Origin of the sequence: Mesorhizobium sp. M4B.F.Ca.ET.214.01.1.1 (assembly GCF_004791545.1) — a bacterium.
GTDB classification, from domain to species: Bacteria; Pseudomonadota; Alphaproteobacteria; order Rhizobiales; family Rhizobiaceae; genus Mesorhizobium; species Mesorhizobium abyssinicae.
The window spans coordinates 189,376-202,172 of sequence record NZ_SRUX01000009.1; the positions used below are offsets into that span (position 1 = coordinate 189,376).

At 61.8% G+C, this 12,797-nt stretch carries 14 protein-coding genes and 3 tRNA genes; 6 read left to right on the forward strand and 11 right to left on the reverse strand.

The window, feature by feature from the left end; genetic code table 11:
* A partial coding sequence (locus EN857_RS19345) for a GTP-binding protein (RefSeq protein ID WP_244571411.1) occupies positions 1-127 on the reverse strand: 127 nt, incomplete at its 3' end.
* 238 nt (positions 128-365) lie between these two features.
* Between EN857_RS19345 and EN857_RS19350 the strand changes: the two genes are divergently transcribed.
* The gene (locus tag EN857_RS19350; protein ID WP_127287118.1) at positions 366-1,253 is read left to right on the forward strand and encodes a DMT family transporter; all 888 of its coding nucleotides are present in this window, start codon (positions 366-368) and stop codon (positions 1,251-1,253) included.
* 69 nt (positions 1,254-1,322) lie between these two features.
* Here EN857_RS19350 and EN857_RS19355 read toward each other — a convergent pair.
* Both EN857_RS19355 and EN857_RS19360 read right to left on the reverse strand, forming a co-directional pair.
* A tRNA-Gly gene (locus tag EN857_RS19355) sits at positions 1,323-1,396 on the reverse strand.
* 89 nt (positions 1,397-1,485) lie between these two features.
* A tRNA-Tyr gene (locus tag EN857_RS19360) sits at positions 1,486-1,570 on the reverse strand.
* A gap of 209 nt (positions 1,571-1,779) precedes the next feature.
* Here EN857_RS19360 and EN857_RS19365 point away from each other — a divergent pair.
* Positions 1,780-2,634 carry an RNA methyltransferase gene (locus EN857_RS19365; RefSeq protein ID WP_127394355.1) on the forward strand — a complete coding sequence of 285 codons (855 nt, stop codon included), beginning with the start codon at positions 1,780-1,782 and terminating at the stop codon, positions 2,632-2,634.
* A 132-nt stretch (positions 2,635-2,766) separates the two neighbouring features.
* Here the strand turns inward: EN857_RS19365 and EN857_RS19370 are convergent, their stop codons facing one another.
* From EN857_RS19370 to gcl, 3 genes are all read right to left on the reverse strand, one after another.
* Entirely contained in the window at positions 2,767-3,684 is a 918-nt protein-coding gene (locus tag EN857_RS19370) for a 2-hydroxy-3-oxopropionate reductase (RefSeq protein WP_127393972.1), read from the reverse strand.
* Between the two features lie 107 nt (positions 3,685-3,791).
* Entirely contained in the window at positions 3,792-4,589 is a 798-nt protein-coding gene (gene otnI / locus EN857_RS19375) for a 2-oxo-tetronate isomerase (RefSeq protein ID WP_127393971.1), read from the reverse strand.
* Between the two features lie 26 nt (positions 4,590-4,615).
* A complete protein-coding gene (gene gcl / locus EN857_RS19380) occupies positions 4,616-6,397 on the reverse strand; it encodes a glyoxylate carboligase (RefSeq protein ID WP_127393970.1) in 1,782 nt (593 codons plus the stop codon).
* A 206-nt stretch (positions 6,398-6,603) separates the two neighbouring features.
* Between gcl and bhcR the strand changes: the two genes are divergently transcribed.
* Positions 6,604-7,473, forward strand: coding sequence for an HTH-type transcriptional regulator BhcR (gene bhcR, locus EN857_RS19385; protein ID WP_127394215.1), 870 nt, complete (start codon positions 6,604-6,606; stop codon positions 7,471-7,473).
* Between the two features lie 74 nt (positions 7,474-7,547).
* Positions 7,548-8,006 (forward strand): YbaK/EbsC family protein, encoded by a 459-nt coding sequence (locus tag EN857_RS19390; protein ID WP_127394214.1) that lies wholly within the window; start codon positions 7,548-7,550, stop codon positions 8,004-8,006.
* On the opposite strand, the gene EN857_RS19395 is transcribed toward EN857_RS19390, so the two are convergent.
* From EN857_RS19395 to EN857_RS34815, 3 genes are all read right to left on the reverse strand, one after another.
* Complete coding sequence (locus tag EN857_RS19395) at positions 8,007-8,363, reverse strand: hypothetical protein (RefSeq protein WP_127287295.1); 357 nt, start codon at positions 8,361-8,363, stop codon at positions 8,007-8,009.
* 185 nt (positions 8,364-8,548) lie between these two features.
* On the reverse strand, positions 8,549-8,881 hold the full coding sequence (locus EN857_RS19400) for a BA14K family protein (RefSeq protein WP_245493450.1): 333 nt from the start codon (positions 8,879-8,881) through the stop codon (positions 8,549-8,551).
* Positions 8,882-9,060: 179 nt separating this feature from the next.
* On the reverse strand, positions 9,061-9,231 hold the full coding sequence (locus EN857_RS34815) for a hypothetical protein (RefSeq protein WP_187331306.1): 171 nt from the start codon (positions 9,229-9,231) through the stop codon (positions 9,061-9,063).
* Between the two features lie 157 nt (positions 9,232-9,388).
* Here EN857_RS34815 and EN857_RS19405 point away from each other — a divergent pair.
* Positions 9,389-9,464, forward strand: a tRNA-Thr gene (locus tag EN857_RS19405).
* Positions 9,465-10,325: 861 nt separating this feature from the next.
* Here EN857_RS19405 and EN857_RS19410 read toward each other — a convergent pair.
* The gene (locus EN857_RS19410; protein WP_127393407.1) at positions 10,326-10,892 is read right to left on the reverse strand and encodes a DUF2569 family protein; all 567 of its coding nucleotides are present in this window, start codon (positions 10,890-10,892) and stop codon (positions 10,326-10,328) included.
* A 424-nt stretch (positions 10,893-11,316) separates the two neighbouring features.
* Here EN857_RS19410 and EN857_RS19415 point away from each other — a divergent pair, with 424 nt between their 5' ends.
* The gene (locus EN857_RS19415) at positions 11,317-12,024 is read left to right on the forward strand and encodes a class I SAM-dependent methyltransferase (RefSeq protein WP_127284025.1); all 708 of its coding nucleotides are present in this window, start codon (positions 11,317-11,319) and stop codon (positions 12,022-12,024) included.
* 91 nt (positions 12,025-12,115) lie between these two features.
* On the opposite strand, the gene EN857_RS19420 is transcribed toward EN857_RS19415, so the two are convergent.
* Entirely contained in the window at positions 12,116-12,757 is a 642-nt protein-coding gene (locus EN857_RS19420; protein WP_127284024.1) for a TetR/AcrR family transcriptional regulator, read from the reverse strand.
* Between the last annotated feature and the right edge of the window lie 40 nt (positions 12,758-12,797).

Here is a 12,797-nt window from a genome sequence, read left to right on the forward strand (position 1 = left end):
CATAGCGCTTGTATTCGCCAAAATACTTCGTGATCGCCGCCGTCAGCGACGTCTTGCCATGATCGACGTGGCCGATCGTGCCAATGTTCACATGCGGCTTGGTGCGCTCGAATTTACCTTTTGCCATAGTCTCTTTCCTTGGACGGCCTGGACATTCAGTTCAGTCGAATGCGGGGCGATTAGCGACAACGGCTGAAAAACACAAGTGCCTTGTGGCTGAGCGCCCTCGCTCGGTCCGAACCCATGATCCGATTTCGGGGGGTGTGGCGTGGATATAGGGTCGCTAGGCGAAAAATGAAATGGGCGAAAGCCGCCCCGGCCGCTGGCCCATTGCCGCTGCCGCATCGGTCTGATTTCTTCGCCGCATGCAGTTCATCCCGACGAACATCCGCGGCCCGCTGTTCATGGTCGTCTCGACCGGGTCCTACCTGGTCAACGATACGATGATGAAGCTCGCGACCACCGGCCTGCCGCCTTACGAGGTGCTGTTCCTGCGCGGCGTCGCGGCGGCGCTCTGGGGAATTCCGCTGCTTGTCCTGCTCGGCTATGCCAGGCAGGTCCCTTTGATCTTCGAAAGGAAGGTGCTGCGCCGCAACCTGCTCGAACTGGCGGCGATCCTTTGCTACGTCGTGGCGCTCGCCAACATGCAGATCGCCGATTCAACGGCGCTCGGGCAGATCACGCCGCTGCTGATGCTGGTCGGCGCCTCGGTGCTGTTCGGCGAGCGTATCGGCGGCGCGCGCATGGCGCTGATCGGGGTCGGCTTCATCGGCGCGCTGATGGTGGCGCAGCCGACGATGCAAGGGATTTCGGTCTATGCCTTGCTGGCGCTCGGCAACGCGGTCCTGTCGGCCGCGCGAGATCTTGCCGGCCGCAAGGTCGGCGCCGAGGTGCCGGGCATGATCGTCGCCATTTCCGCGGTCGTGGTCGTGCTGGTCGGCTCCGGCGTCGCGCATCTCGTTTCCGAGCCCTGGGTCATGCCGGAGCCCCGCCACCTCTTGCTCATCGCCGGCGCCGGACTGTTCCTGATCTTCGGCCATTTCTTCATCTTCATGGCCTATCGCGTCGGACCGACGAGCGCGGTGGCGCCGTTCTATTATTGCTTCACCGTGTGGGCGGTCATCTCGGGCCTGCTGGTGTTCGGCCAGTTTCCGAACGCGCTCGCCGTCTGCGGCATCCTGCTGGTGGTGGCCAGCGGCCTTGCCATCGTGTCGCTGGACGAAAGAAGGCGCCGGCTGATACCGGTTGCCTAGGCCAGGCAGCCAAGCGTTTGACTCCCAGGATTTCTGGGCGGCACTTCCGTGACTTTCATTCGGGAAATCTGGAGCGGGTAGCGGGAATCGAACCCGCATATTCAGCTTGGAAGGCTGCTGCTCTACCACTGAGCTATACCCGCGCCTTACACTGAAGTACCGGATTCACCCAAAAAGCGCCATGCGCTTTTCGGTCCGAGACTTTTTCGTTTCAGGGCTTCCGGGCCGGCAGTGGTGGAGAGGGTTGGATTCGAACCAACGTAGGCTAAGCCAACGGATTTACAGTCCGTCCCCTTTAACCACTCGGGCACCTCTCCAGTCTGCCGCCGGAGCCATGCAACGAGGCATTTGCCGATCCGGAGCCCGAGTAGAAGTCTTCTCCGAAATCAGCGAAGCGCCTTATGGCGGCAAGGCTGGTGGGTGTCAACCGCACGTCCCGGCAAAATGCGCTGAATTTGACAGCATCCTCGGCAAGCCGGCTTCTGCCAGTATCCATGGCCCGACGACACGGCTATAGAAGCCCGCCATGAGCAAAGACAACAAGCCCGGAACACCCAAAGACACTCACTACGCCAAGCTGCGTCGCGCCCACCGCGACCAGAAGGCCGGCGGCGCACCCGCATTCCGGCCACGCCAGCCGCTGCCGCCGGGCGAATCCCCCGGCGACGGCCTGGTGCGGCTCTATGGGCTGCACACGGTGCGGGCGGCGCTCGACAATTCCCGGCGCAAGATCAGGAAAATGCTGGTGACGCGCAACGCGGCCGAGCGGCTGGCGATCGCCGACCTCGCCGCCCTGCCCTTCAAGGCCGAATTGGTCGAGCCAAAGGAGATCGACAGGATCACCGGATCCGATGCAGTGCATCAGGGCGTGCTGATCGAGGCCGAGCCGCTGAAGCCGAAGCGCCTTGACGCGCTTGGCGACACTCAGTTGGTGCTCGTGCTCGACCAGGTCACCGATCCGCACAATGTCGGCGCGATCCTGCGCTCCGCGGTCGCTTTCGGAGTCGGCGCGCTGATCACCACGGCCCGCCACAGCCCGCAGGAATCGGGCGTGCTGGCGAAGTCGGCCTCCGGCGCGCTCGAGCATATCGACCAGATCGAGGTGAAGAACCTCGCCGACGCACTGGGACAACTGCACGAGGCCGGCTTCCAGACCATCGGGCTCGATTCGGACGGACCGGCCGAGCTGGAGAAAACATTCGCCGGCGACAAGATCGCCCTGGTGCTCGGCGCCGAAGGCAAGGGCCTGCGCCAGAAGACGCGCGACACGGTGACCGCGCTGGCCCGCCTCGACATGCCGGGTGCAATCCGCTCGTTGAACGTTTCCAACGCGGCGGCGGTGAGCCTTTATGCGGCGCGCGCATTCCTGAAGCGCGGCTGAGACCGAAGCGGCAGTCCGCCTTAACCGGAAAGATCAAGAACGAGAAACGGATCCCAGCAACAACGCTGGAAGCCGCTCTCGGACAGGAAAGGAGCAGGCGGCTTGGGAACGTTGCGCCGCCCTCTCCTGATCCTATGCTGCCTTGCCTTTGGTTTCCGCCGCGTCGCCGCCGACCTCGAAATTCGCCATTCGCTCCAGCGCCCTGACCAGCGCCGAGTGATCCTCCTTCGCACCGCCATTGGCAGCGCAGGAATTGAACAGCTGCTGTGTGGTCGAGGTGTTGGGCAGCGAGACGCCAAGCGCCTTGGCGCCCTCCAGCGCCAGGTTGAGGTCCTTCTGGTGCAGTTCGATACGGAAGCCCGGCGCGAAGGTTCGCTTGATCATGCGCTCGCCATGCACTTCGAGGATGCGCGAGGCGGCGAGCCCGCCCATCAGCGCTTGGCGAACCTTGGCCGGATCGGCGCCCGCCTTCGAGGCGAAGACGAGGGCTTCGCCGACTGCCTCGATCGTGAGGGCAACGACGATCTGGTTGGCGACCTTGGTCGTCTGGCCGACGCCGTTCGGGCCGACGAGCGTGATGTTCTTGCCCATCTTCTCGAACACCGGCCTGGCACGCTCGAAGGCCGTTTCCTCGCCGCCGACCATGATGGTGAGCGAGGCCGCCTTGGCGCCGACCTCGCCGCCCGATACCGGCGCGTCGAGATAGTCGCAGCCGAGATCGTTGATCCTTTTCGCGAATTCCTTGGTGGCGATAGGTGAGATCGAGCTCATGTCGATGACGAGCTTGCCCTTGGACAGGCCGGAGGCGACGCCGTGCTGGCCGAACAGGACGTCGGCGACTTGAGGCGTATCAGGCACCATCGTGATGATGATATCAGCCGCCTTCGCCACGGCGGCATGGCCGGTGACGGTCTTCAGCCCCTTGCCGATCAGGTCAGCCGGCGGTTTGGAGCGATGGTCGCTGGCGACGACGGGGTAGCCGGCATCCAGCAAATGCCCCGCCATCGGCGCGCCCATGATGCCGAGGCCAATAAAGCCGATGGTTTCCATTGGTTCGCTCCTGAAATTCGTAACTGCAACTAGCCGAAGGTACGGCGCTGCCCCTCATCCGCCTGCCGGCACCTTCTCCCCGTATAGTGACGGGGAGAAGGAAGGCTTTAGGCGGCCGCGCTGCCCTGGCCGGCCAATGCCTTGAACCAGCCCAGCCCTGCGTCCGTGCCGGCCTTCGGCTTGTATTCGGCGCCAATCCAGCCGGAATAGCCGAGCCGGTCGATGTGTTCGTAGAGGAAGGGATAGTTGATCTCGCCCGTCCCCGGCTCGTGACGGCCGGGATTGTCCGCAAGCTGGATATGCGCGATGCGGCCGAGGTTCGCCTCGATGGTACGGGCGAGATCCCCCTCCATGATCTGCATGTGGTAGATGTCGTATTGCAGGAACAGGTTCTTCGAGCCTATGCGGTCGATCAGCGCCAGCGCCTGGTCCGAATAGTTCAGGAAGAAGCCCGGAATGTCGCGCGTGTTGATCGGCTCGATCAAAAGCCGGATGCCGGCCTGCTCCAGCTTCTCGGCCGCGAAAGCCAGATTCTCGGCAAAGACGTTCTCCAGCACCGCGCGGTCGGCTCCCTGTGGTGCGATGCCGGCAAGGCAGTTGATCTGCTCGCAGCCGAGCGCATGCGCATAGGTGATGGCCTTGGCCACCCCTTGCCGGAATTCCGGTACCCGATCGGGAAGCACGGCAATGCCGCGCTCGCCCTTTGCCCAGTCGCCCGGCGGCAAGTTGAACAGAACCTGCGTCAGCCCGTTCTTCTTCAGGCGCGCGGCGACGACGTCCGGCGCATGATCGTAAGGGCCGATATATTCGACGCCCTTGAAGCCGGCGCGGGCGGCGGCATCGAAGCGGTCGAGGAACTCGTGCTCGCCAAAGAGCATCGACAGATTGGCTGAAAAACGCGGCATTCTTTTTCTCCTTCTCCCCGCCGGGCTCAATCCAACATCATGATGGCCGTCGGCGCATCCTCATTGCGTTCGGCCAATTCCTCGAACTCGGTGATCTTGTCGATTTCCGTGCCCATGGAAATGTTGGTGACGCGCTCGAGGATGAATTCGAGCACGACCGGAACCTGGTGCTCCTTCATCAGCCGCTGCGCCTGCTTGAAGGCGCCGGCGAACTCTTCCGGCTTGCGCACCCTGACCGCCTTGCAGCCCATCGCCTCTGCGACCGCGACATGGTCGACGCCGTAGCCCGCTTCGGGATCGTTCGCCCGGTTGACGTTCTCGAAGGCAAGGCTGACCTCGTAGTCCATCGAGAAGCCGCGCTGCGCCTGGCGGATCAGGCCGAGATAGGCGTTGTTCACGACGACGTGGATATAGGGCAATTTGTGCTGCGCCCCGACCGCCAGTTCCTCGATCATGAACTGAAAATCGTAGTCGCCGGAGAGCGCGACGATATCGCGGTCCGGATCGGCCGCGCGCACGCCGAGCGCCGCCGGCAGCGTCCAGCCGAGCGGGCCGGCCTGGCCGCAATTGATCCAGTTGCGCGGCTTGTAGACATGCAGGAACTGCGCGCCGGCGATCTGCGACAGGCCGATCGTGGTGACATAGGTGGTGTCGCGGCCGAAAGCCTTGTTCATCTCCTCATAGACGCGCTGCGGCTTCAGCGGCACCTGCTCGAAATGCGTCTTGCGCTTCATCGTCTTCTTGCGCTGCTGGCATTCCTTCGCCCAGCCCGACCAGTCGCGCAGCTTGCCCGCCGTCCGCCATTCGGTGGCGACGTCGAGCAGCATCTTCAGCGCCGCACCGGCATCCGAGACGACGCCGAGGTCAGGCGCGAAGACCCGGCCGATCTGGGTAGGCTCGATATCTACATGGATGAATTTCTTGCCCTTGGTGTAGACGTCGACCGAGCCGGTGTGGCGGTTGGCCCAGCGGTTGCCGATGCCGAAGACGAAGTCGGCTTCCAGCATCGTCGCATTGCCATAGCGGTGCGAGGTCTGCAGGCCGCACATGCCGGCCATCAGCCGATGGTCGTCGGGGATCGTGCCCCAGCCCATCAGCGTCGGGATGACCGGCACGCCGGTGACCTCGGCGAACTCGATCAGCAGGTCGGACGCATCGGCATTGATGATGCCGCCGCCGGCGACGATCAGCGGCCTTTCCGCCTGATTGAGCATCGTCAGCGCCTTCTCGGCCTGGGCGCGCGTCATCGCCGGCTTGAACCGGGCGAGCGGCTCGTAGGCGTCGATGTCGAATTCGATCTCGGCCATCTGCACATCGACCGGCAGGTCGATGAGGACTGGACCCGGCCGCGACGAGCGCATCAGATGAAAGGCCTTCTGCAGCGCCATCGGCACCAGATAGGGTTCCATGACGGTGACCGCCCATTTGGCGACCGGCGAGGCGATCGCGGCGATGTCGACGGCCTGGAAATCCTCCTTGTTGAGGCGCGCGCGGGGAGCTTGGCCAGTTATGCACAGGATCGGAATGGAGTCGGCCGCCGCCGAATAGAGCCCGGTGATCATGTCGGTGCCGGCCGGGCCCGAGGTACCGATGCAGAGGCCGATATTGCCGGCCTTGGCCCGCGTATAGCCTTCGGCCATATGCGAGGCGCCTTCGACATGGCGCGCGAGCACGTGGCGGATGGTGCCCCTCGCCTTCAACGCCGAATAAAGCGGGTTGATCGCCGCGCCCGGCACGCCGAAGGCGCACGAAATGCCCTCCTTTTCGAGAACGAGAACGGCAGCGTCGACAGCGCGCATCCTGGCCATTTGCAAAGCCTCCACGAATTTGTTGGTTGGCTGAGAATGCCAGCACGCCCGCTATTTTTCAATTTTTTCAGAATATTTTTTCATTTCTAGAAAATGACTTTTACGATATGATTTTACTGCGCTTTCCGTTTTCCAAGAATTCAGCCTCGCGGAGCGATGAAAAACTTTTTCATTGCCAAATCGGCGAAATCGGCGAGAATGCCATCATGGAAACCAGCGAAAAACGGCAGCGCGGCCGTCCGCGCTCCTTCAACGGCCCGTCCGAAGCCGCCTCCGTGCAGTCGCTCGACCGCGCCTTGCGCATCCTTGCCATCGTCGCCGAAGGCAGCGGCCTGTCGCTGAGCGAGATATCGGCGCAAAGCGGCCTTGCCGCCTCCACCGCCTACCGCATGCTTACGACGCTGGAGAACCACGGCATGGTGGAGTTCGACGGCACCGACCAGCTGTGGTCGATCGGCGTCGAGACCTACCGCATGGGCGCCGCGTTCCTGCGCCGCCGCAAACTGGTCGATCGCGCCCGCATCGTCATGCAGGAACTGATGGAAAAGACCGGCGAGACCTCCAATCTCGGCGTTGCCGAGGACGATTGCGTCGTCTTCGTCAGCCAGGTCGAGACGCACCAGGCGATCCGCGCCTTCTTCCGGCCGGGCACGCGCAGCTCCTTCCATGCCTCCGGCATCGGCAAGGCGGTGCTGGCGCATCTCGATCCCGAGCGTGTCGCTGCCATCCTGCGCCGCGCCGGGCTTGAGCGCTTCACCGAAAAGACGCTTTCCGACATCTCGGCGCTGGCCCGCGACCTTGTCGCGATCAAGCATCGCGGCTGGTCGGTCGACGACGAGGAGCGGCACCCGGGAATGCGCTGCGTGGCCGCCGCCATCTTCAACGAGTTCGGCGAGCCGATCGGCGGCGTTTCGGTGTCCGGGCCCACCGTTCGGGTGACGCCGGAGCGTCTGGCCGAGATCGGTCCGCTGGTGCGCGAAGCGGCGACCGAGATAACCAGGATGATCGGCGGGCATTCTTCACAAGGCACTGCCGAGGCATCGCTGTTCGAGGTCAGCGCCACGCGCTTGCCTTGACTCTGGCCCGACTTGACACCGGTCCGGCAACGGGTCGAAGTCTGCGCCTCCGATCCATTCCCGCCCGGAAACGCATGAGCCTCCAGTCCGTCAAAGCCTTCTTCGCCGAGCATGCCCCCGACATCGCGGTGATCGAAACGCCGACAAGCTCGGCGACCGTGGCGCTCGCGGCCGAAGCGCATGGCGTCGAGCCGGGACAGATCGCCAAGACGATCTGCATGCGGGTCGGCGTGCGGGTGCTGCTGGTGGTCGCCCGCGGCGACGCGCGCATCGACAACCGCAAATCGCGCGACGCCTTCGGTGGCAAGCCGCGCATGCTCGATGCCGAACAGGTGGCCGAGATCACCGGCCATCCGGTCGGCGGCGTCTGCCCCTTCGGCCTCGCCTCGCCCTTGCCGATCTACTGCGATGTGTCGCTGCGCGCCTTTGCCGAGGTCGTGCCGGCCGCCGGCGCCACCAATGCCGCGGTCAGGATCGGCGTCGATCGCATGGCGGGCCTGGTCAGCGCCGAATGGTGCGACATCTGCCAGTAGCTACCCGTTCGGCAGCGCGCTCTTGCCCGCGATCTCGAAGAAGTCGAGCAGGATCGCCAGGCCGACGCCGCTTGCGGTGAAGATCAGGCCGGTGATGAAGATGCGGTTGGCCCGCTCGTAGATCGGCTTTTGCAGCGAGCTTACGTCGAGCAGCAAGGACAGCGCCCGCATCTGCAGCGCGATGCCGATCAGGATCGGCAGCACCGCCAGCAGATGGTAGGTTTGCCATGGGATCGGGTTGGCGGCCCAATGGGTGATGAAGCCCAGCGAAAATGCCAGCAGGATGCCGACGGTGGTGACCGTGCCGTTGCGGAAAACGGGCTCGATCAAGTCTTGCTTCGGATCCTGTTCGTCCAAGCGTCCCTCCTCGGTTTGGCCGTTGGGGCGAGATTAGACGCTCGCAAAATCGCTGTACACCGCCGACGGCGGAGGCTTTTCAACTTGAAAGCCTTGTCAACGCAACAGGGCCAGCCCCCCGACGGCAGAAGAAGGGGCCACGGAGAAGCCCCTTCTTCCGGTTGCCTGAGGCGGTTCACCTCCTCTCAGAGCTGGCAGTAATGACGATAGCCGTCGTAGCCGGCATAGGTGTCGGAGTACGGGTCGTAGCTGGCGTAGCGGGCGAGGCAGCGGCGGACGTGCGAGGAACCGCCGCCATATTCGTCGACATAGACGGGCTGCGGCTGCTGCTGGGAGAGCAGGCTGCCGAGCACGAACCCGCCGACGCCGGCGGCAATGCCGATGCCGATTTCGCGGTTGTGATGGTGGCTGTGGGCGGCCGAGGGCTGCACGGTGCCGACGAGCGAGCCGGCGGCGACGGAGGTGGCGATGAGGCCGGAAACAATGGTGCGCTTGAACATGACGATCTCCTGTTTCATGGAGAGGCGACATCCGCCTCTTGATCATCAGTCGTCGCGGCTTGGAAAAAGGTTCGAAGTTTTTTGAAATTTTTTCGAGCGGCGGAAAATAGTCCGTTCGGCGCGTGGACTTTGCGTCCGTCAAAGTCGACGGTGCCCGCCGACAGCCTCTGTCATCGACCTGCAGATCTCTTTGGAGGTCAACCGCCCAGGCCGGTGATGTGGCGGAGCCAGAAGGCGAGCGCGATGAAGCCGATGATGGTGGTGACGCCGGTCCAGTCGATGCTGGCCTTCTTCAGATCGCTGACGAGCTTGACCACGAGAAGCCAGGCCACCACGACAAGCGGGAAGATGATGATGAGCCGGATCATGCGAAAACCCTCGACCAGGTAATTGCATCTCTCCAGGATATAGGAAGCCGGCCGGCCATTTTCAGCATGCCACCCGGCCACCCTCGCAGGGTCCAATAGCCGCCGCGAACGGAGTTTTGTCTTTACTGGCGCACGGAATATGCTACCGGAGCGCCATGCCCTTGTAGCTCAGCTGGTAGAGCAGCGGTTTTGTAAACCGAAGGTCGGCGGTTCGATCCCGTCCGGGGGCACCAGCTGTCTGATCAACTTCCAGTCTGATGCCGCAGATCAAGAGGGGTAACGGGCGCGTTCGGGAGTGCCGCGTTCCGGCATCTCGCCGCTGTTTCCATAGCTTTGAAGGAGGCGATGAAATTACCCACACGGTTACCCCGTGGGGTGGCCACATTGGAATCTCGCACTCCGCTTTCCTCGCTCACGTTGCAGCGCCTGTCTGAATGCTTGCTGCTCTCCATCAGTCGGCGGCTTGCAGTGCGGCCTCTTGGCGAATTGTCGAACCCTGACAATGTGATCCATTTCATTGTCTCCCGATGGCCCACTGATAGGAATTGCGCCGTGAGCGGGTGCTCTCAGCGTGATGAAGTGGGAAAATGTCTGTATGCGAAACTGAACATTGGGTCCTCGACTGTGGTTCAGGCGGGTGTGCGCTTTGGGAGGGGGAGGCTGGCGAGGTCCTGTTCTGGAAATGCTACCCCACCGTCGTGTCGGCGAGCCAAGTGGTCTCCGCGCGGAGGAAATCTCCTGGTGCTGAGCGGCTTGTTCTGGATCCTTCGCAAAAGATGACACTGTGCTACTCGGACCTAGATAAGTCGCAGATCGCCGAGGCCTTTAGGGAGTTGACCGGCCGCTCGGTCGTCGCATCGCAGACCGGAGACGCCGGCGTTCGGACGTTGTGCCAGACCGGCACCTTCAATGAACTGCTTCAGGCAAGCGGGCTGGTTCTTCAGAAGTAAGCACGCCTCGGAAGACGCAAAACGGCCGTCCCCACGGTTGCAGTGGCTCATTGGGGGCGGTTCGTTGCGAATTTCGCGGCTAGTGTTGTTCGGTTTTGCTGCTTACCTAAGGCCTTCCGGCTCGACTACGCGCGCGACGTTCCTCTACGAAGCACTCGCGACTTGGCCAGGTGCGCTTGTCCTGGTGAATGTGTTGCTTACCCTGACCGATCTGTAGACATAGGCGGTCCAAATCCCGGTAAAGACGAACGAAGCCAGGGGCGTTGCCAGCGCATCTCCGCCAAGTACCTGGTTGACCGGGACAGCAAGCACAGTTGAAATCCACGCCGTATCCAAAATGAAAGCGGCAGGAATCGCAAACCACTGGACTAGAAACAATTGCGGGAAGCGGTGGCTTCGCCGCAGCATCGAAACGAGCACAACCAGCTGAAGCGCCAGAAATGCGAGATTGAGAGCAACCTCGCCATAAACCGCCAGGGGTCCGTTTGGCAGAGTCATGAGTTGTTGGAAGCCTTCGGCCGAATTGCCCAGGCCGGCGAGTGTGCGCAGTGGTGCCAGTGCCTGACCTATCGCCAGCAGCATCAACCAGCCTCCAAACCCCACCAGGTCCGCCGGGCTCTGTGAAGGTTTTCTTGCAGACTGGACAGCGAAGAAGACAGGCACGCCGATCAGCAGCAGCACTATCGCCCAATGCCAAATGGAAAACTGCATTTCATACCCCCCCCCTGATGCACCAATAAAGTGTATCAGTTTTCAATCACATCTCAAGGGGGAAGTTCTCTGAGCCGCTCGCCGAGCGGCATTTCGCCATTCAACCAATTCCGGTGTTGCCCTCCGCACGATGGCCATTTGTGCGAGCAGCTTCGGTAGCCGTCGAACTTGATGTCATGCGACAAGTCGCCGTCCGTTGGCGGATCATCGAACCGCTCCAGTCCCGTCTCAATGAACGTCAGCCGCTCACTGGCGTTAGGCTCGCTACTCCTGACCGCGCTTCAAGCCAGGCAAGGCGATCCGCTTCCAGGTATTTTAGCAAAGTTGTATAAGTGCGTTTGTAAGCCCAGGGCGTTGGCCATAAAGATGTTCTGACGACCTGCACGTGACCCAAGGCCTGCCGCGCGGATGATTTGGGTGATTTATGTCCTACGAAGGTTACCACGAGTGGAAAGGATGGGACAAAGATCAATTCGGCAGATACGACAAAGGAGAGGATCTTTTTTATGACCTTGAGGTGGCGACGCTGCTTCCGAGCCCTAGCGAAAGCGTGTCGTCGATCTTTGAAATTGGATTCGGCAATGGGTCGTTTCTCGGCTGGGCACGCGAGAAACAATATGACGTATTTGGATCAGAGCTTCAGCCAGAGCTGATTGGCCGCGCCCTGGATATGGGCTTCATAGTGAAAGATGGCATTGAAAATATGCCGGCGAGTTCGTTAAGCGCTGTGGTGGCATTCGATGTTTTCGAGCATATCCATTACTCAGAGCTACTGAAAACATGTAAATTTGCCTTCTTTGCTCTGAAACCGGGTGGCTATTTGATAGCCAGGTTCCCTAACGGCGATAGTCCATTCTCCCTTCCGATCCAGAATGCAGACGTAACGCATGTGCATGCCCTCGGTTCTGGCATCATACGTGAATTGATGCGTTCGGCTGGCTTTGTGATCGAAGAGCTTCGCGCGCCTAAGGAATCTCCCGTAACGTTGAAATCCAAGATCGCGCTTCCGATTAAGAAGGTAATGCGTTCGCTGTTCGCATACTATGTGCGGTTTGCGTATTTAGGCGGCGCTACCCCATCAACGTTCGCGCTGAACTATCTTCTGGTGGCTCGAAAACCGCACAAGGTATGAATTGCTCCGCACGATCCCGAAATCACAGATTCCAGAGAGTCTCTCGTGGAAGAGATCGATTCCAACAGCAGCGCCAACCTTAGGATCGTGATCAATTCGCCGCCTCCCCGGTTTTTGTCGCTGAGACGATCGCCGCCACCAAAATCCGGTTCTGCCGTCGTATCGCCGCGCGCAGCTCCGGTATCCTCGCCTCCTCGCGCTTCACGAACTCGATGAACATCATGTTCATGTTGTTGAAGATCAGTTCGCCCAACGCCGCCCCGTCGATGTCGGCGCGCACCAGGCCGATCTCCTGCAGGCGGGCTATCAGCGCGCGGATCTGCTCGGTCAATTCCCGGTCCAGCCCGGTGTAGGCCTGGCCGAACGGGCTGTCGGGCTGTTGCGTCGAGATCGCCATCGCCTGCCGCCACATCTCCTTGCTCAGATAATGCAGCGAATGCTCGATGTAGATGCCGAGCAGCGTGTCCAGCGCATCGCCGACATTGGCCGGCGGGCTGGCGACCACGCCTCGCCCTGCATTGAGCACCTCGTTGACCTCCATCGAGACGATGGCGCCGAGTATGTCACCCTTGTTCTGGTAGTAATTGTAGATCGTGCCGATCGACACCTCGGCTTGGGCGGCGATCGTTTCGATTTTGGCGCCCTCATAGCCGGCCTCGCGGAAAAGTGCTGCCGCCGCCTCGATGATGCGCCGGTGCCGGTCCGCCTTCTGCCTTGCTCGCAATCCGCTCATATCGCTTCCTTGCCACAAAAACAGAATTGACTCAATTTTA